This is a genomic window from Variovorax sp. J22G73 (genome assembly GCF_030317035.1).
GTDB lineage: Bacteria > Pseudomonadota > Gammaproteobacteria > Burkholderiales > Burkholderiaceae_C > Variovorax.
The window spans coordinates 166,348-187,974 of sequence record NZ_JASZYK010000002.1; the positions used below are offsets into that span (position 1 = coordinate 166,348).

Sequence of the window (21,627 nt, forward strand, 5' to 3'; positions counted from 1 at the left end):
CGTGGTCTTCGCGTCGCTCGAGTTCCTCTCGGTCTTCCTGCCTGCCTTTCTGCTGCTGTACGCGGTGACGCCGGCGCGGGCCAAGAACGCGCTGCTGCTGGCGTCGAGCTGGCTGTTCTACGGCTGGTGGAGCCCGCTGTTCCTGCTGCTGTTCATCGCGCTCACGGCGCTGGCCTGGGCAGGCGGCCTGCTGGTGGAACACGCGGGGCGGCATCGCAAGGCCGCGATGATGGTGCTCATTGCGCTCAACCTGGGCGTGCTCGCGTGGTTCAAGTACGCCAACATCGTGGTCGAGACCTTCAGCGCGGGCCTGGTGCACATGGGCGCGATGCCCATCGCGTGGCAGCGCATCGCCCTGCCCATCGGGCTGTCGTTCACGGTGCTGCAGGCCATTTCGTACTTCGTGGACATCTACCGCGGCAAGTTTCCGGCGGAGCGCCGGCCGGTCGATTTCGCGACCTACCTCGCCATGTTCGGCCACCTGGTGGCGGGCCCGATCATTCGCTACGACTGGATCCGCCAGCGGCTCGCGCACCGGTCGATGCGCTGGGCCGGCTTTGCCAAGGGCGCGCGGCGTTTCATGATCGGCATGTCGATGAAGGTGCTGGTGGCCGACACGCTCTCGCCCGTGGTCGAGCAGGTGTTCGCCACGGCCGGCCCCAGCCTGGTGGACGCATGGCTGGGCTGCCTGGCCTACACGCTGCAGCTGTTCTTCGACTTCGCGGGCTACAGCGCGATGGCCATCGGCATCGGGGCGATGCTGGGCTTCCGGTTTCCGGAGAACTTCAACACGCCCTACCTCGCGCGCAACGTCGCCGACTTCTGGCGGCGCTGGCACATCTCGCTGTCGTCGTGGCTGCGCGACTACCTCTACGTGCCGCTGGGCGGCAGCCGCCGCGGCAACGGCCGCACGGTGGCCAACCTGATGCTCACCATGGGCATCGGCGGGCTCTGGCACGGCGCGGACAGCTGGAACTTTCTGTACTGGGGCCTGGCCCACGGCGCGGCGCTGAGCGTGGTGCACCTGTGGCGCGGGCGTGGTTTCACACTGCCAGCGCCGTTGGCGCACGCCGCCACGCTGGTGTTCGTGATGCTGGGCTGGACGCTGTTTCGCTCGCCCGACCTCGCGACCGCCGGCGCCATGCTGGGCGGGCAGTTCGGGCTGCACGGCGTGGGCCTGGGCGCGGCGCTGTCGAACATGCTGCGCCTGCCCGTGATGCTGGCCTACCTGCTGGGCATCGCGTGGGTGGTGGCACCCGCGCTGGTGAAGCGCCCGTGGCCGACCCACAGTGCACGCGCGGTGGCGGCCACGCTGCTGCCCATCGGCGGCTTCGTGCTGTCGCTGGCGCTGGTGGCAAGCCGCGGCACGGTGCCCTTCCTGTACTTCCAGTTCTGACGATGGCACGCCCTACACGACGTTTGCGACGTTTGCGAAGTTTGCGAGATGGCCTCCACTGGGCCGGCACGGCCGTGCTGCTGGCCGCCATCGGCACCGCCTTCGTCGCGACCTGGCCGAACCTGGGCGCGGTGCGCTCGCATGGGGACACGTCGCTGCTGCACGACGCCGCCGCGCGCCGCGCGCTGACCAAGGAACTGGTCACGACGCCGTTCACCGAAGCCCTGGCGCGCTGGCAGCGGCAGGCCAACTGGCTGCTGCTGCGCGACCTGGGGCCCGAGGTGAAGCGCGGCGAAGACAACTGGCTGTTCCTGGACGAGGAGCTGCAGCTTCACCGAGACCGCGCTGCCCACGCAACCGCGCGCGCAGAGGCCGTGTCGGCCATCGCCCGAGCGCTTGCCGACCGGCACATCGCGCTGCTCGTGGTCGTGGTGCCGGACAAGAGCCGCATCGAAGCCGCCCACCTCGGCACGCTGCGCCGTCCGCCGCAGCTCGACGCCCGCGTGCGCGACTGGACCGCGAAACTGGGCGCCGCGAACGTCGCCGCGCTCGACCTGTCTCCGGTGCTCGCGGGCGCGTCGCCCTCGCCGTTCCTGCACACCGACACGCACTGGAACGAGCGCGGCAGCTGGCTCGCGGCGCACGCCGTCGCGCAACGGTTGCAGGAGTTGCATGCGCTTCGGGGCGAGCCGGTGCCTTCGGTCGTCGTGTCGAAGCAAGTGCGCGAAGTGCATGGCGACCTGCTGCACCTGGCCGGCATCGACGGCCTGCCCGCTTCACTGCAACCCGCGCCCGACACCGACACGCAGTCGGTCGTGGAAACGCGCAACGAAAGCACCGACCTGTTCGGCACCGCCGCCGTGCCGTCGACCGTGCTCATCGGCACGTCGTTTTCGCGGCGCAGCAATTTCGTGCCGTTCCTGCAACTGGCCAGCCGCGCGCTGGTGGCCGACTTCGCGATGGACGGTGGCGATTTCTCGGGCGCCGCGCGCCGCTACCTCGCGGGCGAAGATTTCGTGAAGACGCCGCCGCGCACCATCGTCTGGGAAGTGCCCGAGCGCGCCATCGAGGCGCCCATCGGCGAAGCGGAGGCGCAGTGGCTGCGCCAGCCGCTGCCGCTGCGTTGATTCGTTGCGGCCCTCGCCGCTATCGCATGTAGCCCAGGTCCCGCACGTCGGAGCGCACCGCCGCGCGGTCGCCGCCGTGCAGCGGCAAGCTCACGAGCAGCTCCAGCCTGCGGCGCAGCGAAAACAGCAGCTGTATCGCGTCGTGCGCCACCTTCTCGGGGTTGTCGACGGCGGCCACGTCGGGGTAGTCCCACAGCGCCGCGTCGGGCTGGCCGGGCCATGAGGGCTGGCGCGACTCGGTGGCCGCGTCGAGCGTGATGACGAACTCGGCCACCGTGCCGTTGGAGCGCGCCAGCTCGTCCCAGCCGCGGGGCGCGTGCGTGGGAACCGGAATGCTCGCGCTGTGCAATGCGCCGACGGCGGCGGGATGAAGCTCGCGCCCCACATGGCCGGGCTGGCCGCAGGACATGGCCGAGAAGCGCTTCGGGTCGAGGTGCGCGAGGCACGCTTCGGCAAGGATGCTGCGCAATGAATTTCGCCGGGAGACGAAGATCACGCCTATTCGTTTTTGCATGGAGCTTTGACTATAGCCAAGCCCGGCGAATTCGTCATGACAGGCAAGGCCCGCGTGCACAGCGCCGGCCGAACGGTGCAGACTTGGGGGCATGGACAAGCATTTCCTGACCCCGCTTTTTGCCCCCTCTTCCGTCGTGGCCTTCGTCGGCCACGCCGACGATCCGGGCGGCCAGTCGGCCGCGGGCCGCACGCTGCGCGAGGCCTTCCGCGCCGACCGCTTCGACGGCACCCTTCGCTTCCTGGACGTGCGCACCAAGGGCACGCTCGAAGAACTTTCACAGACCCACGCCGACCTCGCGCTGATTGCGCTGGCCCCGCGCGACGTGGCCGCCGCGCTCGAAATCGCGGGGCGCATCGGCTGCACCGCGGCGGTCGTCATCTCCAGTGGCATCGGCGCCGACCAGGCCGCGCAGTGGCGCAAGATCGCCAGGCGCGAAGGCGTGCACCTGCTGGGGCCGAACTCGCTGGGTTTCCAGCGCCCTTCGCTGCACCTGAACGCCAGCGTGGCCGGCCCGCTGGCGCGCTCGGGGCCGCTGGCGCTGGTGTCGCAGTCGGGCTCGCTCACGGCCTCGATGCTCGACTGGGCGCGCCAGAACGGCGTGGGCTTCTCGAGCGTGGTGTCGCTGGGGCCGCACACCTCGGTCGACATGGCGCAGGTGCTCGACTTTCTGGCGAACGACCGCGACACGCACAGCATCATCGTGTACCTCGAGGGCATCGACGACGCGCGCCGCTTCATGAGCGCGCTGCGCTCGGCCTCGCATGCCAAGCCGGTGGTGGTGCTCAAGGCCGGGCGCAAGCCCGCGGGCAACGAGGCCGCGCAAACGCACAGCGCGGCCATCGTGGGCAGCGACGACGTGTTCGACTCGGCCCTGCGCCGCGCCGGCGCGGTGCGCGTGCGCTCCTTCGTCGAACTGTTTTCCGCGGCCAAGTGCCTGGCCTCGCGCTACCGCCCGGTCGGCAAGCGGCTGGCCGTGGTCACCAACGGCGGCGGCCCCGGCGTGCTGGCCGCCGACTGGATCAACGAGATCGGGCTCGACCTGGGCAAGCTCTCCGCGCCCGCGCAGAAACTGCTGCTGCCCACCCTGCCCCCGCTGGCCTCGCTCACCGACCTGATGGACCTGTCGGAAGACGCGCTGCCCGCGCACTACCGCGCGGCCATCGACGCGGCCTCGGCCGACAGCCAGGTCGACGGCGTGCTCGCCATCTTCTCGCCCAAGCCCGGCGCCGACGCGGCCGCCACCGCCAAGGCGCTGGCCGACATTCCGCGCCCCATGAACAAGCCGCTGCTGGCCTGCTGGATGGGTGATTCGTCGGTAGGAAAGGCGCGCACGGTGCTGGCCGACGCGACCATTCCGAGCTTTCGCACGCCCGAGGCCGCCGTGGGCGCCTTCGGCAACATCGCGGCCTTCTACCAGAACCAGCAGCTGCTGCAGCAGACGCCGCCGCCGCTGTCGGCGCTGGCCAAGCCCGACATCGAAGGCGCGCGCCTGCTCATCGAAAGCGTGCTGGCCGAGCGGCGCCGCGTGCTGACCGAGATGGAGTCGAAGACGCTGCTGTCGTCGTTCCACATTCCCATCACGCGCACGCTGCTCGCGCGCAGCGCCAACGAGGCCATGATGATCGCCACGCAGCTGGGATTCCCGGTGGCGCTGAAGATCGACTCGCCCGACATCTCGCACAAGTCCGACGTGGAGGGCGTGGCGCTCAACGTGCTCAACGGCACCGGCGCGCGCGACACCTACATCGAGATGATGGAGCGCGTGGCGCGGCTGGCGCCCGACGCGCGCATCAACGGCGTGACCGTGCAGAAGATGGTGCGCGCGCGGCGCGGCCGCGAAATCTACGTGGGCATGGTGACCGACGAGCCCTTCGGCCCGGTCATCGTGTTCGGCGCGGGCGGCACCATGATCGAGCTGCTGAACGATCGCGCCATGGAGCTGCCGCCGCTCAACCAGTTCCTGGCGCGCCGGCTCATCGAACGCTCGCGCGTGGCCGAGACCCTGGGCGAATGGCGCGGCGCCAACGCCGTGGACATGGAGGCGCTCGAAGAGGTGCTGCTGCGCGTGTCGGAAATGGTGTGCGAGCTGCCCGAGCTGCGCGAGATGGACATCAACCCCATCATCGTGGACGAAAACGGCGCCATCTCGGTCGATGCGCGCATCGTGGTGGCGAGCAGCACGCAGGCGGTGGCGGGGAACAGCGGCTACGGAGGCGGATCGGCCAGCGCAGGCAACGGCTACCAGCACCTGGCCATCATGCCGTACCCCGCGCGCTACCGGCGCGAGTGGCCGCTGCCGGGCGCGGGCGGCGGCACGTACATCGTGCGGCCGGTCCATCCGAACGACGCGCAGATGCTGCAGGCGCTGGTGCAGGGCCTGTCGCCGGAGAGCCGGTGGTTTCGCTTTGTGTCGCGCTTCCATGAGTTGCCGCCGTCGATGCTGTCGCGCTTCACCCTCATCGACTACGACCGAGAGATGGCGCTGGTGGCCGTGGTGCTGGAGCGCAGCGTGTCGCCCGACGGCACCGTGCTGGAAAGCGAACGCATCGTGGGCGTGTCGCGCTACATCACCAACCCCGACCAGACCAGCTGCGAGTTCTCGCTGGTGGTGGCCGACGAGTTCAGCGGCAAGGGCATCGGCTCGCGCCTGATGGAAAGCATCATCGACGTGGCGCGCGACAAGGGCCTGGCCGAGATGGACGGCCTGGTGCTGGCCACCAACCCCGACATGCTGAAGCTGGTGCGGCGGCTGGGGTTCACGGTGAAGTCGTTTCCGGAGGACCCGGACTTCAAGCTGGTGGTCTACATGCTGTGACACCCCGGCGCGCGAAAGGCATCGCGGCCGCGACGTAAGCTCTCGGGTCGCCAGCTTCCTGACCTTTTTTTCATGATCCGAACGCTCTTGCGTGTCATTGGCCGCCTTGCGGTGTCGCTCGCCGTGCTGCTGAGCGCCCTCTGGGCCTGCCTCGCGCTCTGGTACCAGCTGCCCGGCCCCGCCGCCGTGAAGATCGGCGCGGGCGTGCTGTGGGCTTTGTTCGCCCTGGCCGCCATCGCCCTGCTGTGGCGCGGCCGCGCCGCCCGCGCGCTTCTTTCTTACGTGGTCGGCTTCGCGCTGCTGCTCGGCTGGTGGGGCACCATCCTGCCGTCGCAGAACCGCACCTGGGCCGACGACGTGGCGCGGCAGGTGACATCACATGTCGAAGGCAGCGTCGTCACCCTGGACAACGTGCGCAACTTCGACTGGCGCAGCGACGCCGACTACACGCCGCGCTGGGAAACGCGCCGCTACGACCTCGACCGGCTGCGCACGGTCGACGTGGCGCTGTCTTACTGGAGCGGCCCGGCCATCGCGCACACGCTGGTGTCCTTCGGCTTCGACGACGGCCGCTTCCTGACGTTTTCCATCGAGATCCGCAAGGAGCGCGGCGAGAGCTTCTCGTCCATCGGCGGGTTCTTCAAGCAGTTCGAAACCAGCCTGGTGGCGGCCGACGAGCACGACATTCTTCGGGTGCGCACCAACGTGCGCGGCGAAGACCTGTACCTGTACCGCGTGCAGTTGCCGCAGGCGCAGATGCGCTCGCTGTTCCTGGCCTACCTGGACGAAGGCGCGTCGCTGGTGCGCGCGCCCAGCTTCTACAACACGCTCACGGCGAACTGCACGACCATCGTCTACGCACTGGCCAGGCACATCGTGCCCGGCCTGCCGATGGACTGGCGGCTGCTGGCCTCGGGCTACCTGCCCGACTACCTCTACGACGTGGGCGGCCTCACGCCGGGCTACAGCCTGGAAGCGTTGCGCGCGGCCGGCCGCATCACCGACCGGGCGATTACCACCGACAAGGCGCCCGCCGTCGACTTCTCGCAGGCCATCCGCCAGGGCATGCCCGGGGTCGCAAGCGTGAAGCCAGCAAAGGCGCTGCCATGACGTGCGTGCGCGGACGCGCGCTGCCCGGCTTGCTGCCCGGTTTGATGCTTGCAGCCGCGCTGCTCACCGGCTGCGCGGGCGTGAAGGTGGGCTCCATCTCCCCGGCCGACTACCTCGCGCAGCGCCGCGGCGACGTGCTCACCACCGGCAAGCTCAGCACCTCCGCGCAGGAGGTGCTGCGCGTGATCGGCTCCGACGCCGATCTGTGCGGCAAGAGCGGCCCCGCCTGCCGCACCGCGCTGGCCGACTCGCCGGGCCTGACCGACGAGCAGCGCCTGTCGGCCCTGTCGGAGGTGTGGCTGCAGGTGGCGCTGGCGGCCGACAAGGGCGGCACCACCGCCGAGCCTTCGTCGCCCGACACCGCCATCGAGGCCTGGCTGGAAACCGCCCGCCACGCCTACGCCTACCTCTTCTTCACCGCCCGCAAGCCGCGCGACCGCGCCTTCGAAGACCGCCAGACGCAGGTGCGCGACTACTACAACTACGCGGTGCAGCAGGCGATCACCGGGCTGTACCGGACGTACCAGCGCGCGGGTGCGGGCTCGGCGCCTCAGGCCCCGACCGAAGGCGCGCCACCGCAAGTTCCTCAGGTTCCCCAGGTCGGCAACTGGCGCATCGGCACCGACGTGACCGCGTTGCGCCTGCCCGCCGATTCGGCCCTGCCCGACGAGCTGATTCCCGCCGCATCGCTCACCTTCTCGGGCCTGCGCAACACCTACCGGCGCGACGGCTTCGGGGCCGAGCTGGTGGCCGCGGCCAGCAAGCGCACATACGACGAATCGCAGCAGCCCTCGGTGCCCTACCGCGAAACACCCTTCCCCGCCGTGACGGCGCTGCTGCTGTTCGACGGCAACAGCCTCGGCGAAATTTTGCGCACGCGTTCGCTGCGCATCGCGGCCTACGACCCGTACCGCACCGCGACCGTGCAGCTGGCCGGGCAAGAGGTGCCGCTGGCCGCCAACTTCACCTCCGGCTACGGCCTGTGGCTCGCGCGCTCGGACTTCGCGCTGCAGGCGCTGCGCAGCCTGTTCGGCAGCGCCGAGGGGCTGACCGAGCCGCGCATCTACCTGATGCAGCCCTACGACCCCGAGCGCCGCACCATCGTCATGCTGCACGGCCTGGCGAGCAGCCCCGAGGCCTGGATCAACGTGGCGAACGAGGTGCTCGGCGACGAAACGCTGCGTCGCCGCTACCAGGTCTGGCAGGTGTACTACCCCACCAACGCACCGCTGCCGCTGAACAACCAGGCCATTCGCCAGGCGCTGGAACAGACGCTGGCGCACTTCGACCCATCGGGCAAGGCCGTTGCGTCCAACAACCTCACGCTGATCGGCCACAGCATGGGCGGCGTGCTGTCGCGGCTGATGGTGTCGTCGTCGGAAGACACGCTGTGGGACGCCCTGCTCAGCAGCTACCCCATGCAGGGCGCGCAGCAACAGCGCATGGAGGCCAAGCTGGCGCCCTACCTGCGCTTCGAGCCGCTGCCGCAGGTGAGCGACGCCATCTTCATTGCCGCGCCGCACCGCGGCACGCCGTTCGCCAACAACCGCGTCTCGCGCTGGGTGGCCAACCTGGTGACGCTGCCGGTGACCATGCTGGGCCAGCTCAACGACATTTCGCGCGAGCTGATCCGCATCGCGCCGGCCCGGCAGGACCTGGGCGCGTTTCGAATTCCCAACAGCATCGACAACCTGAGCGACCGCGACCCGTTCGTGCGGCTGTCGTCGGGGTTGCCGATGAACCCGCGCGTGCGCTTTCATTCGATCATCGGCAACGACACGCCGGGCTTGGCGCAGGCGCTGTCGAGCGACGGCATCGTGCCCTACGAGAGCGCGCACCTCGACGGCGCTGCGTCGGAGCTGGTGATCGCGTCGCCCCACAGCGTGCAGGAGAACCCGCTGGCGATCCTGGAGATACGGCGCATCCTGCGCGAGCAGTTGGCGCCAGTGCCCGCACCTGCACCTGCACCTGCACCTGCACCTGCACCTGCACCTGCACCTGCACCTGCACCTGCATCTGCACCGGCATCTGCACCTTCGCGCGCCGCGCCCTGATCAGAACTGCCATCGTGCCCTGACCGCGCCGTTCGCAGGCGCGGCCCCCACCACCGTGTTGAACATCGCCTGGGCCGCATGGGCCAGGCTCCGCCGTTGCCCGCGCGTGCCACCGGGTTTGCCCCAGTCTCGAAAACTTTACCAGTCTTAAAAAAGATACTAATATCGAAACTTGAACGGAACCCAGGGTTGCGCGACCTCTTCGTCTTCGCGGACCTTCCCAGCCAGTGATCCCGTGCGGCACACACCCCGCGCGCAGCCAGGAGTCGACAACGTGGAAGCAAGAGTGAATTCATCGGCCACGGCCACGGCCGCGGACGCGGACGCCGCCCCCGGCCACGACAAGGTGACCGGCTACGGCTGGAAAGCCCTCGCGGGCTCGGCCGTCGGCTACGCCATGGACGGCTTCGACCTGCTGATCCTCGGCTTCATGCTCACCGCCATTTCGGCCGACCTGCACCTCACGCCGGGCCAGGCCGGCTCGCTCGTCACCTGGACGCTGGTGGGCGCCGTGGCCGGGGGCATCGTGTTCGGCTCGCTGTCCGACCACTACGGCCGCATCCGCGTGCTGACCTGGACCATCGTGATGTTCGCGGTGTTCACCGGCCTGTGCGCCTTTGCGCAGGGCTACTGGGACCTGCTGGCTTACCGCACGCTCGCGGGCATCGGCCTGGGCGGCGAGTTCGGCATCGGCATGGCGCTGGCGGCCGAGGCCTGGCCCGCAAGGCACCGGGCGCGCGTGTCGTCCTATGTGGCGCTGGGCTGGCAGACGGGCGTGCTCGGCGCCGCGCTGCTCACGCCACTGCTGCTGCCGCACATCGGCTGGCGCGGCATGTTCCTGATCGGCGTCATTCCGGCGGTGGTGGCCTGGGTCATCCGCAACAAGCTGCACGAACCCGAGGTCTTCGTGCGCCGCCCGGCGACGAAGGGGCCGAAGACCAAGGCTTTTCGCCTGCTCGTGAAAGACGGCCGTACGGCGCGCACCAGCCTGGGCATCGTGACGCTGTGCGCGGTCCAGAACTTCGGCTACTACGGCATCATGATCTGGATGCCCAGCTTTCTCTCGAACAAGCTGGGCTTCAACCTCACCAAGTCGGCCCTGTGGACCTCGGTGACCATCCTCGGGATGATGGCCGGCATCTTCGTCTTCGGCCAGCTCGCGGACCGCATCGGCCGCAAGCCCAGCTTCCTGCTGTTCCAGGCCGGTGCCGTGGCCATGGTGCTCACCTATTCGCAGCTGTCCGATCCGGTATCGATGCTGTGGGCCGGCGCGCTCATGGGCATGTTCGTCAACGGCATGCTTGGCGGCTACGGCGCGCTGATGTCGGAGGCCTACCCCACCGAGGCACGCGCCACCGCGCAAAACGTGCTGTTCAACATCGGCCGTGGCGTGGGCGGCTTCGGGCCGGTGGTGGTCGGCGCGCTGGCCACGGCGTACTCGTTCCAGGTGGCCATTGCCCTGCTGGCAGCCATCTACGTGCTCGACATGCTCGCCACGCTGTTCCTGATTCCCGAACTCAAGGGCAAGGAGCTCGAATGACCACCGCAGCCGCCCTCCCCACGGCGCACGCCGCCTGCTTCCAGCGCAATGCGCAAGGCGTGGCCTCGCACCGTTGCGAGGTGGTCGAGCACCGCTGGGTGAACGACCGCTACCGCTACCTGCGCCTGTCGGCCAGCGCCGACCTGGCCGGCACCACGCGGCCCGGCCAGTTCTACCAGCTCAAGTGCCCGCCGGCGCAAGACCTGCACCCCTTCCTGCTGCGCCCCATGAGCGTGTACGGCACGGGGCCGGAGGCCGGAACCATCGAGTTTCTCTACAACGTCACAGGCGTGGGCACGCGTGCGCTCGCAAGCCTGGAGGCCGGCAGCCACATGGAAGTCGTCGGCCCGCTGGGCAACACCTTCGCGCTCGAACCCGGTGCCCGGCGCATCCTGGTGGTGGCGCGCGGCGTGGGCCTGGCCACCATGGCGCCGCTGGTGCAGCACGCCGCGCGCCTGGGTGTGCAGGTCAGCGCCGTGATGTCCGCGCGAGCGCCGAAGGACCTGATGCGCGACGAGTTCCTGCGCGGCGTGGACGCCGACGTGCACTGCGTGTACGACAGCGACGGCTCCTCGTCGGTCGAGGCCATGGAGGCACTGGTGCGCCGGCTGCTCGAAAAGGCCCGCCACGACGCGGTCTACACCTGCGGCTCGCACCGCATCCTGATGCTGCTGCAGCGCGTGCTGCAAGACCATCCGCACACCCGCGGCGAGGTTGCCATGGAGCAGCGCATGGCCTGCGGCATGGGCGTGTGCCTCTCGTGCGTGCGGCTGTTCGACCGCGAGGGCGACAAGCAATTTCTTCGCGTGTGCCGCGAAGGCCCGGTGTTTCCCATTCGCGACGTCGTGGGGGAGGTGGAGTTTGGCTGACCTGAATGTCCGTATCGGCGAGCTCGAGCTGCGCAACCCGGTGATGCCGGCCTCGGGCTGCTTCGCCATCGAGTACAGCGAAGCACTCGACCTCGGCCGCCTGGGCGCGCTGGTGGTCAAGAGCGTGTCGCCCGTGAGCCGTGCGGGCAACCCCACGCCGCGGGTGAGCGAGGCGCATGCCGGCATGCTGAACTCGATCGGCATCCCCAGCAAGGGCCTGGCGCACTACCGGCGCGAGGTGCTGCCCGCCTACACCGGCTTCGGGACGCCCGTGGTGGTCTCCATCTCGGCCGATACGGTCGATGAGTTCGCCGACGCCGTGGCCGAGATGTCGCTGCCCGAGGTGGCCGTGATCGAGGCCAACATCTCCTGCCCCAACCTGGAAGCCGACGGCATGGCCTTCGCCATGACGCCGGAGACCACCTACAGGGTGGTGAGCGCCATTCGCCGCAAGACCCGCCACCCGTTCTGGGCCAAGCTCACACCCAATGCCTCGCACATTGCCGCCGTGGCCAAGGCCGCGGAAGAAGCCGGTGCGGACGCATTGGTGATGGGCAATACCGTGCTGGGCATGGCCATCGACGTGCGCACGCGCCAGCCCAAGCTGGGCAACGTGATGGGAGGCCTCTCGGGCCCGGCCATCAAGCCGATTGCCCTGCGCATGGTGCACCAGTGCTACCGCAGCGTGCGCATTCCCATCATTGGCTGCGGCGGCATATGCACCGCCGACGACGCGGTGGAGTTCATGCTGGCCGGCGCGAGCGCGGTGCAGGTGGGCACCGCGTCGTTCCTCGACCCCGGCGTGATGCAAAAGATCATCGACGGGCTGCAGGCCTACTGCGGCGAGATGGACGTGGCGCACGTGCGCGACCTTATCGGCCAGGTGAAGCTCGACCGGCAGCTGTCGGACCGCTGGCTGCGCTTTGCACAGCAGTCGGGCTAGGAACACGGCCATGGACCTGCTGGAACTGCGCCCGCTCGCCGAGAAGCTGTTCGACGACGTGCGCGCCCTGTCCTTCGACGGCGTGGGCGTCACGCGCGAAAGCTACGGGCGCGGCGAATCGGCAACGGCCGAGTACCTGTGCGAATTCGCGCGCGCCGAGGGCCTGGAGGCCGAGCCCGACCGGGCCGCCAATGTCGTATTTCGATTGCCTGGCACCGCGCGAGAAACGTCCGTGGCCTGGACCGGCTCGCACATCGATTCCGTGCCGCAGGGCGGCAACTTCGACGGGCTGGCGGGCGTGGTGGCAGGGCTGCTGTGCCTGGTGGCGCGCCAGCGCAAAGCCGATGCAGGGCACGCACGCGATGCAGCAGGGCTGCCCCTGGAAGTGCTGGCCTTCCGCGGCGAGGAAAGCGCCTGGTTCGGCAAGGCCTACATGGGCTCGGGCGCGCTATTGGGGAAGATCGGCGAGGCCGACCTCGCGCTCACGCAGCGCAGCACCGGCGAGACCCTGGCCGAGTGCATGCGCAAGGCCGGCGCGGATGTCGACGCCATCCGCGCGCAGCAACCGCTCTTCGACAGTTCGCGCGTGAAGGCCTACCTGGAACTGCACATCGAGCAGGGGCCGGTGATGGTTGCGCGCAAGTTGCCGCTGGCGGTGGTGTCGGGCATTCGCGGCAACGTGCGCCACAACCGCATCGTGTGCAACGGCGACGCGCAGCACTCGGGCGTGGTGCCGCGCTGGCTGCGCCACGACGCGATGTTCGCGGTGGCCGACCTGGTCATGCGCATCGACGAGCACTGGCGCGTGCTGCTGGAGCGCGGCACCGACCTGGTGGTGACCACGGGCATCGTGCAGACCGACGCCGCCGAACATTCGATTTCGCGCATTCCCGGCCACGTGAGCTTCAGCCTCGAGGCCCGCAGCAAGAGCACCGACACGCTGGAGGCTTTCTACCAATTGATGCGCGCGGAGTGCACGGCCATCGAGCGCGAGCGCGGCGTGCGCTTTGCATTCGACCGCCGCCTCGAAAGCGCGCCGGCCACGATGAACCAACGCATCTGCGGCGTGCTCTCCCAGGCTTGCGGCACGCTCGACGTGCCGTTCGACGTCATGCCGAGCGGTGCGGGCCATGACGCATCGCTCTTCGCCAACGCGGGCATTCCCAGCGGCATGCTGTTCGTGCGCAACCAGAACGGTTCGCACAACCCGCACGAGGCGATGGACATGGCCGACTTCATGCTCGGCGCGCAGGCGCTGAGCGACGCCTTCGGGCAACTGGACTGACATGCGCCCGCAGACCCTCACGATCCGACGCCCGGACGACTGGCACCTGCACCTGCGCGACGGCGACATGCTGCGCGCCGTGCTCGGCCACAGCACCGCCTCGTTCGCGCGCGCCGTCGTCATGCCCAACCTCCGGCAGCCGGTGACCACCACGGCGCAGGCGCGCGCTTACCGCGAGCGCATCGTCGCTGCCCTGCCAGCCGGCGCGCGCTTCACGCCGCTCATGACGGCGTACCTCTGCGACGGCACACCTGCCGCCGAATTGAAGCGAGGCTTCGAGCAAGGCGTGTTCACCGCCGCCAAGCTCTATCCGGCCGGCGCCACCACCCATTCGGAATTCGGTGTCACCTCCATCGCCAGCGTGGCCCCGGCGCTGGAGGCCATGCAGGCCCTGGGCATGCCGCTGCTGGTGCATGGAGAAAGCACCGATCCGGCCGTCGACATCTTCGACCGCGAGGCCGTGTTCATCGACACCACGCTGCGCCCGCTGCTCGCGGACTTTCCCGCGCTGAAGGTGGTGATGGAGCACATCACCACCGAGCAGGCGGTCGATTTCGTGCAGGCCGACCACAGCGGGCGGCTGGGCGCCACGATCACGCCGCAGCACCTTCTGTTCAACCGCAACGCCCTTTTCACCGGGGGCATCCGGCCGCACTTCCATTGTTTGCCGGTGCTGAAGCGCGAGCGTCATCGGCTGGCGCTGCGCCGCGCCGCGACCTCGGGCGATGCGCGCTTCTTCCTGGGCACCGACTCCGCGCCGCATGTGCGCGCGCTGAAAGAGGCGGCCTGCGGCTGCGCCGGCATCTTCAATGCGCCGACCGCGCTGCAGGGCTATGTCACGGTGTTCGAGGAAGAAGGCGCCCTCGCGCACTTCGAGGCCTTCGCGAGCGAGAACGGCGCGCGCTTCTACGGCCTGCCGCTCAACGAAGGCACGCTCACCCTGTACCGACAGCCGGCGCAGGTGCCCGAAGACATCGCCCTGCCCCACGGCGCGGCCCTGCACCCGTTCCTGGGCGGCAGCACGCTGGCGTGGTCGCTGGGGCAGCCCCATGGACAGGAGTCTCTATAGTGTCTTTTTCGATCTCCGAGCAGGAAAAAGAGATGACAGCAGCACCTCCGGCATTCAGGTCCTCTATCGACTATGCGGCGCTCGGCGACCGCCTGCGGGCCTACCGCATCGGCGCCTCGCTGCTGGCGGAGGACGTGGCCGAACAGCTCGGCATTTCGCGCGCCGTGGTCTATCGCATGGAAAAGGGCGAGATCGTCAAGATCGAAACGCTGGAACGCCTGGCCACCCTGCTGGACACCTCCCTCGCCTCGCTGCTGGGCGTGGAGGTGGAGTACTACGCCACCGCGCTCGGGCTGTTCGAGCGCATGCGCCAGCTCGAAGAGAACTCCGACCGCATCCTGGCGCACTTCGAGCCCATCTCGCTGCTGCTGACCTCCGACGACTACCTGCCGCATCTGCGCGAGATGTTGCTGGAGGCCTCGCCGCGCTCGCCCGGCAAGGGACCCAAGGTCTCGGACATCGACAAGATGCTGGAGATCATGGCCGAGCGCAAGGCCTTCTTCGAGAAGCGCAAGCCGCAGATCGTGAGCCTCATCGGCCTGCGCGAGCTGGAGCGCTTCGTGCACACCGGGCTGGTCGGGCGCGTCGACCTGCCGGCCAAAATCCGCGCCGAGCGCGTGCTGGCCGCGCGCCGCGAAGTGACCCGCATCGCCGACCTGATGGAGAGCGAGCCGTTCCATGTGCAGATCGGCCTGATCGACGACGCCATGCCGGCCTCGACCTTCCAGCTCTTCACGAGCGCCAGGCACGCGGTGCTGGCGGTCAGCCCGTTCCGCCTCGGCGAGCTGCCCAACGTGCGCAACGGCATCGCCACCGTCACGGCCTCGCCCGAAGCGGTGCGCATGCATGAAGAGATGATCGAGCGGCTCTGGAAGAGCGCCTACAAGGGCCGCACCGGCGCGCAGCACCTGCGCAAGCTGCTGGAGCGGATTCAATGACACACGCACACCCCACCGCGGGCACTTCCGCCAGCGCCAGCGCCGGCGCCGGCGCCGACGCCGACGCCATGGCCGTGGCGGCCGGACTGATCGATGCCGGCTGCGTTTCGGTTCGCACCGACGAGCCCTACCGCCTGCCCTCCGGCTGGGCCAGCCCGGTGTACATGGACTGCCGGCGGCTCATTTCCTTTCCGGCGTTGCGGCGCGACCTGGTGGCGCGCGGCATCGCACGGCTCGCGTCGCACGGCTGCACCGAGGGCCTTGCGGGCGTGGCGGGTGGCGAAGCCAGCGGCATCGCGCTGGCCGCGTGGATGGCCGAGGCGCTCGACCTTCCGCTGCAGTACGTGCGAAAGCGCGCGGCAGGCGCCAGCCAGGTCGAGGGCGTGGTGCCGGCCGGCGCCCGCGTGCTGCTGGTCGACGACCTGATGGCCGCGGGCCACTCCAAGCTGCGCTTCTGCCGTGCGCTGGCCGACGCCGGCGCGCAGGTTACCGACCTGTTCGTGGTGTTCGACTACGCCACCTTCCCCACCGCGCAGTTGCTGGCCCCGCTGGGCGTGCGCGTGCATTCGCTCGCCACCTGGCGCGACGTGCTTGCCGTGGCGCAGCAGCGTGGCGACTTCACCCCTGCCGCCCGCGCCGAGTGGGCCGACTTCCTGGCCGCCCCCGCGGCCTGGTCGCAGGCCCACGGCGGACTCGGGCCCACCGCCCATTCATAGAGGAGATCGAGAAAAATGGAATTCATCGACATCGCCCGGCGCTTCGACAGCGCCACCTCGGGCACGGACGCCTTCAAGTCGTTCTACAAGGACGCCTTCGCACTCATGAAGGCCGACCCCGACAACGCCAGCCTGTACTTCGTGGTCGGCATTGCCGCGCAGTCGTATGTGCGCACCTACGAAGACCAGGGCATCAGCGGCGAATTCGCCGACAGCGCCAAGGTCACGCTCGTGGGCTTCAACGCGAAGCTGGTCGAGGCCCTGGCCGCCGCGCCGCAGGAGCGGTTGCGCCTGCTGGGCGAGGTGGCCATCGACTACGAGTGGAACGTGCACAGCTTCTGAACCGGCCCCGCGGAAAAAATGCTGCGCTAACATCCAGCCCGCGGTCGCAAGCCGCGCCCGGGCCCGCGGGAAGGGTTGAACCCACTTGCCTTCACATGACGATCCACAGCCTTTTGTGCAGCCGGATTTGCGGGCCGTCGGCGCCTGATGCACGGAGGTTTTCATGAAGCGCATTCCCGCCCGGCCCGACATCGGCCATCTCAAGAAACAAGCCAAGGACCTGCTCGCGCTCTACCGCGGCAACGACCCCGCGGCCTTCGCCCGCTTTCGCGACGCGCTGCCGGCCGCCGCCGGCAAGACCGACACCACCCTCGCAGCCCTCGGCCTGCGCCTGCACGACGCGCAGTCGTGCGTGGCGCGCGAACACGGCTTTGCCTCGTGGGCCGACCTGCAGGGCTTCGTCGTCGCGCGCCGCGCGCAGGCGGACGACCCGGCCCGCGCGCTGCTGCACTGGCTGCGGCTGGTGTACGCGGGCGACATCTCGGGCGGCAACCACCGCGCGCGGCCCACGGTGGCGGCCCGGCTGCTCGAAGACGGCCCCGCCCTGCCCCTTCCGATGCCCGTGCTCGGCCAGGACCCCTACCTGGCCTGCGCCATTGGCGACGAGGCCGCGCTGCGCCGGGCCACCGCGCAAGACCCGGGCTGGCTGCACCGCGCCGGCGGCCCGCTGAACCTGCCGCCCCTCGTGGCCGTGACGCATTCGAGCCTGCTGCGCCTGCCGGCGTTTCGCGAGCGGCTGCGCGCGTGCGCCAGCTACCTGCTCGCAGCCGGTGCCGACGCCAACCAGTCGGCCGGCAACCGCTGGCCGCCGGCCTCGCTGGCCGCGCCCTCGGACACCGAGCGCCTGTCCGCGCTGTACGGCGCCGCCGGCCAGAACCACGACGTGGAACTCACCGAACTGCTGCTCGGCGCGGGCGCCGACCCGAACGATGGCGAGTCGCTCTATCACTCGCTCGACCAGCCGGCCTGCACCCGCCTGCTGCTGCAGGCCGGCGCGCGCGTCACCGGCTCCAACGCGCTGTACCGCGAGCTCGACCTGGACGACGTGGCCACGCTGCGCCTGCTGCTCGCGCATGGCGGCGACGCGAACGAACCGGCGCGCGGCGCACCCACCTCCGACTGGGGCACGCCGCTGCTGTGGGCCCTGCGCCGCCGCCGCTCGCCGGCCCACATCGAGGCCTTGCTGGCCGCGGGCGCCGACCCGGCCGCCACCACGCCCGACGGCACGCCCACCCACCTCGTGGCCTTGCGCTTCGGCTTGACCGAGGTGGCGCGGCTGCTGCAGGCGGCGGGCGCCGACAGCGCCCCGCTGCCGCCCGATGAAGCCTTCGTCGCCGCCTGCGCCCGCGCGGACGAAGCGGCGGCGCGGCAGGTGCTGTCGCAGCACCCGGGCCTGATCGCCTCGCTGGGCGACACCCGCCTGAAGCTGCTGCCCGAGCTGGCGGCGCAGGGCTGCACCGACGCGGTGAAGACGATGGTCTCGCTCGGCTGGCCGATCGAGGTGCGCGGCGGCGACATCGACGGCTCGGCGCTGAACCAGGCGGTGTTCCGCGGCGATGCGGCGCTCACGCGCTTCCTGGTCGAGCACGGCGCCGACTGGCGCACGCTGCACGGCTACGGCGACGACGCGCGCGGCTCGCTGGCGTGGGCCTCGCTGAACGAGCCCGAGCCCGGTGGCGACTGGCTGGGCTGCGCGCAGGCGCTGGTGGCGCACGGCATGCCCGCCGCGCGGCCAGACCCGCAGACGCCCGACGCCGTGCTGGTCGGCGAAAAGCGCTACTGGTTCTCCGACGAGGTCACCGACTTCCTGCTCGGCGCATCGGCAGCGCAGGGCTGAAACGGGGCAAAAAAAAGCGGGCCACAAGGGCCCGCTGAAGGTCTTCCATCGAACGGCGCCAAGGCGCCTTCCGACTCCGACTCACCTCGAACTCAACCTCCTGCACTCCTTTTTTCCTCTTCCTCTCCTCCTCGGTTCACAGCGCCCGCCAGCCCAGCTCGGGCGCAATGCGGGCGCCAAGGTCGCTCAATATCTGCTCGTAGTCTTCGCCGCTGAAGTTGTAGGGCAGCTCCACGCGCAGCTCTTCCACCTGCGGCAGCACCGGGTCTTGCCGCAGGCGCTCCAGGATCTCGTCGGACGTGCCCACCAAATCGCTCGCGAACAGCGTGCGCCGCTCGCCCTGCGGCGACAGCGTGCGTTCCACGCGGCCGGCCGCGAAGGCGCGGTAGCGCTTGCGGGTGGCGGCGTCGGCGCTGTCCAGCGGCACGATCACGCGGCCCAGCGCCACCCGGCCCTTGTGTTCGCCTCCCTCGCTCGCGCGAAAGCGCTCGACCAGGCCGAGCTGCGCCGCGAGGAAGTCGTCGGTGTTCTCGCCCGACAGCACATTGCCCTGCAGCAGGTTGAAGCCGTTGCGCCCCGCCCACTCGGCCGAGCGCAGCGAGCCGCCGCCGTACCACAGCCGGTTGGCCAGGCCCGGCGCATGCGGCTGCACCTGCGGCCGCACGCGCCCGCCGGCCGACTCGATGAAGGTCTGCGCGTCGCCCAGCAGCGTGGGCGCCAGGTTGGCCTTCAGCCGGCCCACGCGCTTGTGCGTGTAGTCGACGGTGTTCGGTGCCGTGTCGTAGAAGCGGTTGCCCAGCAGCGCGCCGTGCAGCGGCACGCCCGCGCTCAGGCCCACCTGCAGCCGTCCGCGCGCCAGGATGTCGACCGTGGCCAGGTCCTCGGCGAGGCGGAACGGGTTTTCATAGCCCATCTGGATCACGGCCGCACCCAGCTCGATGCGGCGGGTGCGCTGCGTGGCCGCGGCCAGAAAGGTCGCCGCCGACGACACGCCGCGCTCCAGGTGGCGCTGCCGCACCCAGGCGCCGTTGAAGCCCAGCTTCTCGCCGAACTCGAACAGCTTCAGCGCCGCCTCCAGTCCCGCATAAGGATCGGTCTCCGCGAAGTTGCCCGGCGTGAGAAAGGCGAGATGGCGGATGCTCACGGCGCGAACTTCGGCAGGCCGGGTGGGTTGGTCTCCGACTTCGGCAGCGCCTCTTCGGCCAGGCTCCAGCGCGCCAGCGTCTTGGCGTAGCTGCCGTTGCGAATGAGGTTGTTGGTGGCCGTGGTCAGCGCCACGGCCAGGCCGCTGCCCTTGCGCGTGGCAATGGCCACGTCGGACTTCAGCGGCCAGCCCGCGTTCACCGTGCCGACCAGGCGAATCTGCCCGTTCTTCGCGGACTCGTAGGCCTGCGGCGCGTTCGGGTTGAAGTTGGCATCGACCCGTTTGGTGACCACCGCCAGCGTGCGCGTCACATCGTCGTCGTAGTACTGGATCGTGGCGGGCTTCAGCCCGGCTGCGGCGTTCTGCCGGTTCCATTCGAGCAGGATGCGCTCCTGGTTGGTGCCCGCGCCGGTCGTCAGCTTCAGGCCCGCGATGTCTTTGGGCTCCTTGATGCTCTTGATGGGGCTGTCGGCCTTCACGTAGAAGCCGTGCAGGCCCAGCCGGTAGGTGGAAAAGTCGAACTTCTCCTTGCGTTGCTCGGTCACGCCCACGTTCGAGATCACCGCGTCGTACTTGCCCGAGCTCAGGCCCAGCGGCCAGTCGGCCCACGCGATGGGCTGCAGGTCGAGCTTCAGGCCCAGCGCATCGGCGATGAGCAGTGCGTAGTCGGCGTCGAAGCCCACCACCGTCTTCGCATCGGTCGCGTAGGTGGAGATGGGCGGCGCGAACGGCGCCACGGCCACGGTCAGCACGCCCTCCTTCACGAACTTGAAGTTGGGCGGAATCGCGTTGACGGCCTCGGCGTCCTTGCCCGTGCGCAGGCGGCCCTGCTGCTCGGGGCTGAAGTCGAACTTGTCGGCGGCATGCGCCGTGCCTCCAGCAAGGGTGAATGCGGCAAGGCTGGATGCAACAAGGCTGCGCGCGATCCACGCCACGGATGTGTTCTTGATGTTCTTCAAAGTCATGGTCTTCAGTTCTTCGGCAGGCCGGGCGGGTTGGTGCGCGACGCCTGGATGGCTTCGGACTCCAGGCTCCAGCGCGACAGGGTCTTGGCGTAGTTGCCGTTCTTGATCTGCGTGTTCAGCGCCAGCGTCACCGCGTCGGCAATGCCGGAGCCCTTGCGCGAGGTGACGGCAATCTCGGCGTTCAGCGGCCAGCCGCCCGAGAACACGCCCGCCAGCTTCGTCTTGCCGTCGCGCGCCTCGTAGGCCGCGATGGCGTTCGGCCCCACATAGGCGTCGGCCCGGCCCGACTGCAGGGCCAGGCGCTGCACCACGTCGTCGTCGTAGTACTGGATCTCGACCGGCTTCAATCCGGCGGCCAGGTTCTGCTTGTTCCAGCGCAGGATGATCTGCTCCTGGTTGGTGCTGGCCGCCACGATCACCTTCAGCCCCGCGATGTCCTTCGGCTCCTTGATGGCGCCCAGCTTGCTGTCGGACTTCACATACACGCCGATCTGGTCGTTGCGGTAGGTGGAAAAGTCGAACTTCTCCTTTCGCTCTTCCGTCACCGTCACGTTCGACACCACCACGTCGAACTTGCCCGACTGCAGGCCCAGCGGCCAGTCGGCCCAGGTGGTGGACACCAGCTCCAGCTTGCGACCCAGGCTGTCGGCCACCAGCTGCGCGATGTCGGGCGCGTTGCCCACGGGCGTCTTCGTGTCGGTGGCGTAGGCCGCGAACGGCAGGCGGCCCGTGGTCGTGCCGACGACCAGCACGCCCTCCTTCTGGAACTTGAAGTCCCTGGCGAGCGCCACGGCCTCGTCGATCTTCTGCGCGCGCGGGCGGCCGACCTGCTCGGGACTCAGGTCGGGGGCGGCCTGGGCCGATGCCGCCAGCGGGAGCAACGCAGCCACAAGAACGGACCAGAAAGCGAACCAGGAGGCGGACAGGATGTTTCGTCGGTAGGTCATGAAGTGCGATGCA

General features: G+C 69.5%; 18 protein-coding genes. 14 read left to right on the plus strand and 4 right to left on the minus strand.

Annotation, left to right across the window (positions count from 1 at the left end):
- Position 1: 1 nt before the first annotated feature.
- On the plus strand, positions 2-1,396 hold the full coding sequence (locus QTI51_RS08670) for an MBOAT family O-acyltransferase (protein ID WP_116907689.1): 1,395 nt from the start codon (positions 2-4) through the stop codon (positions 1,394-1,396).
- A 41-nt stretch (positions 1,397-1,437) separates the two neighbouring features.
- On the plus strand, positions 1,438-2,523 hold the full coding sequence (locus tag QTI51_RS08675) for an alginate O-acetyltransferase AlgX-related protein (protein WP_165840266.1): 1,086 nt from the start codon (positions 1,438-1,440) through the stop codon (positions 2,521-2,523).
- A gap of 19 nt (positions 2,524-2,542) precedes the next feature.
- Here QTI51_RS08675 and QTI51_RS08680 read toward each other — a convergent pair whose 3' ends face one another.
- A complete protein-coding gene (locus QTI51_RS08680; RefSeq protein ID WP_116907687.1) occupies positions 2,543-3,037 on the minus strand; it encodes an arsenate-mycothiol transferase ArsC in 495 nt (164 codons plus the stop codon).
- A gap of 91 nt (positions 3,038-3,128) precedes the next feature.
- Between QTI51_RS08680 and QTI51_RS08685 the strand changes: the two genes are divergently transcribed.
- From QTI51_RS08685 to QTI51_RS08740, 12 genes are all read left to right on the plus strand, one after another.
- Positions 3,129-5,855 carry a bifunctional acetate--CoA ligase family protein/GNAT family N-acetyltransferase gene (locus QTI51_RS08685; protein ID WP_116907686.1) on the plus strand — a complete coding sequence of 909 codons (2,727 nt, stop codon included), beginning with the start codon at positions 3,129-3,131 and terminating at the stop codon, positions 5,853-5,855.
- A gap of 72 nt (positions 5,856-5,927) precedes the next feature.
- A complete protein-coding gene (locus tag QTI51_RS08690; protein WP_116907685.1) occupies positions 5,928-6,965 on the plus strand; it encodes an Lnb N-terminal periplasmic domain-containing protein in 1,038 nt (345 codons plus the stop codon).
- Entirely contained in the window at positions 6,962-9,019 is a 2,058-nt protein-coding gene (locus tag QTI51_RS08695) for an esterase/lipase family protein (RefSeq protein ID WP_286515956.1), read from the plus strand. Before QTI51_RS08690 ends, QTI51_RS08695 begins: the two co-directional genes overlap by 4 nt.
- 274 nt (positions 9,020-9,293) lie before the next feature.
- The gene (locus QTI51_RS08700) at positions 9,294-10,559 is read left to right on the plus strand and encodes an MFS transporter (protein WP_503011489.1); all 1,266 of its coding nucleotides are present in this window, start codon (positions 9,294-9,296) and stop codon (positions 10,557-10,559) included.
- Complete coding sequence (locus tag QTI51_RS08705; protein WP_116907684.1) at positions 10,556-11,428, plus strand: dihydroorotate dehydrogenase electron transfer subunit; 873 nt, start codon at positions 10,556-10,558, stop codon at positions 11,426-11,428. The genes QTI51_RS08700 and QTI51_RS08705 overlap by 4 nt, the downstream gene beginning before the upstream one ends.
- Positions 11,421-12,371: a dihydroorotate dehydrogenase gene (locus QTI51_RS08710; protein WP_116907683.1), complete on the plus strand. Its 951-nt coding sequence runs from the start codon at positions 11,421-11,423 to the stop codon at positions 12,369-12,371. Before QTI51_RS08705 ends, QTI51_RS08710 begins: the two co-directional genes overlap by 8 nt.
- A 10-nt stretch (positions 12,372-12,381) precedes the next feature.
- Positions 12,382-13,656, plus strand: coding sequence for a hydantoinase/carbamoylase family amidase (locus QTI51_RS08715; RefSeq protein WP_116907682.1), 1,275 nt, complete (start codon positions 12,382-12,384; stop codon positions 13,654-13,656).
- Position 13,657: 1 nt separating this feature from the next.
- The gene (gene pyrC, locus QTI51_RS08720; RefSeq protein WP_286515955.1) at positions 13,658-14,725 is read left to right on the plus strand and encodes a dihydroorotase; all 1,068 of its coding nucleotides are present in this window, start codon (positions 13,658-13,660) and stop codon (positions 14,723-14,725) included.
- A gap of 32 nt (positions 14,726-14,757) precedes the next feature.
- Positions 14,758-15,663, plus strand: coding sequence for a helix-turn-helix domain-containing protein (locus QTI51_RS08725; protein ID WP_116907680.1), 906 nt, complete (start codon positions 14,758-14,760; stop codon positions 15,661-15,663).
- The gene (locus tag QTI51_RS08730; RefSeq protein WP_286515954.1) at positions 15,660-16,379 is read left to right on the plus strand and encodes an orotate phosphoribosyltransferase; all 720 of its coding nucleotides are present in this window, start codon (positions 15,660-15,662) and stop codon (positions 16,377-16,379) included. Before QTI51_RS08725 ends, QTI51_RS08730 begins: the two co-directional genes overlap by 4 nt.
- 15 nt (positions 16,380-16,394) lie before the next feature.
- Complete coding sequence (locus QTI51_RS08735; protein ID WP_116907678.1) at positions 16,395-16,721, plus strand: hypothetical protein; 327 nt, start codon at positions 16,395-16,397, stop codon at positions 16,719-16,721.
- Between the two features lie 163 nt (positions 16,722-16,884).
- Positions 16,885-18,558 carry an ankyrin repeat domain-containing protein gene (locus QTI51_RS08740; RefSeq protein ID WP_116907677.1) on the plus strand — a complete coding sequence of 558 codons (1,674 nt, stop codon included), beginning with the start codon at positions 16,885-16,887 and terminating at the stop codon, positions 18,556-18,558.
- Between the two features lie 136 nt (positions 18,559-18,694).
- Here QTI51_RS08740 and QTI51_RS08745 read toward each other — a convergent pair whose 3' ends face one another.
- The 3 genes from QTI51_RS08745 to QTI51_RS08755 are packed head-to-tail and all read right to left on the minus strand — an operon-like array spanning position 18,695 to position 21,614.
- Positions 18,695-19,702 (minus strand): LLM class flavin-dependent oxidoreductase, encoded by a 1,008-nt coding sequence (locus tag QTI51_RS08745; protein WP_116907676.1) that lies wholly within the window; start codon positions 19,700-19,702, stop codon positions 18,695-18,697.
- Complete coding sequence (locus QTI51_RS08750; protein ID WP_116907675.1) at positions 19,699-20,667, minus strand: ABC transporter substrate-binding protein; 969 nt, start codon at positions 20,665-20,667, stop codon at positions 19,699-19,701. Before QTI51_RS08750 ends, QTI51_RS08745 begins: the two co-directional genes overlap by 4 nt.
- A gap of 5 nt (positions 20,668-20,672) precedes the next feature.
- Positions 20,673-21,614, minus strand: a complete 942-nt coding sequence (locus tag QTI51_RS08755) for an ABC transporter substrate-binding protein (protein ID WP_116907873.1) — start codon at positions 21,612-21,614, stop codon at positions 20,673-20,675.
- Positions 21,615-21,627 lie beyond the last annotated feature (13 nt).

What these genes read in the sequence shown, in the direction of transcription:
- QTI51_RS08705 (WP_116907684.1), top strand. Translation starts at nt 10,556, where the DNA reads ATGACCACCGCAGCCGCCCTCCCCACGGCGCACGCCGCCTGCTTCCAG.
- QTI51_RS08715 (WP_116907682.1), top strand. Translation starts at nt 12,382, where the DNA reads ATGGACCTGCTGGAACTGCGCCCGCTCGCCGAGAAGCTGTTCGACGAC.
- QTI51_RS08680 (WP_116907687.1), bottom strand. Translation starts at nt 3,037, where the DNA reads ATGCAAAAACGAATAGGCGTGATCTTCGTCTCCCGGCGAAATTCATTG.
- QTI51_RS08740 (WP_116907677.1), top strand. Translation starts at nt 16,885, where the DNA reads ATGAAGCGCATTCCCGCCCGGCCCGACATCGGCCATCTCAAGAAACAA.
- pyrC (WP_286515955.1), top strand. Translation starts at nt 13,658, where the DNA reads ATGCGCCCGCAGACCCTCACGATCCGACGCCCGGACGACTGGCACCTG.
- QTI51_RS08755 (WP_116907873.1), bottom strand. Translation starts at nt 21,614, where the DNA reads ATGACCTACCGACGAAACATCCTGTCCGCCTCCTGGTTCGCTTTCTGG.
- QTI51_RS08695 (WP_286515956.1), top strand. Translation starts at nt 6,962, where the DNA reads ATGACGTGCGTGCGCGGACGCGCGCTGCCCGGCTTGCTGCCCGGTTTG.
- QTI51_RS08750 (WP_116907675.1), bottom strand. Translation starts at nt 20,667, where the DNA reads ATGACTTTGAAGAACATCAAGAACACATCCGTGGCGTGGATCGCGCGC.
- QTI51_RS08685 (WP_116907686.1), top strand. Translation starts at nt 3,129, where the DNA reads ATGGACAAGCATTTCCTGACCCCGCTTTTTGCCCCCTCTTCCGTCGTG.
- QTI51_RS08725 (WP_116907680.1), top strand. Translation starts at nt 14,758, where the DNA reads ATGACAGCAGCACCTCCGGCATTCAGGTCCTCTATCGACTATGCGGCG.
- QTI51_RS08690 (WP_116907685.1), top strand. Translation starts at nt 5,928, where the DNA reads ATGATCCGAACGCTCTTGCGTGTCATTGGCCGCCTTGCGGTGTCGCTC.
- QTI51_RS08735 (WP_116907678.1), top strand. Translation starts at nt 16,395, where the DNA reads ATGGAATTCATCGACATCGCCCGGCGCTTCGACAGCGCCACCTCGGGC.
- QTI51_RS08730 (WP_286515954.1), top strand. Translation starts at nt 15,660, where the DNA reads ATGACACACGCACACCCCACCGCGGGCACTTCCGCCAGCGCCAGCGCC.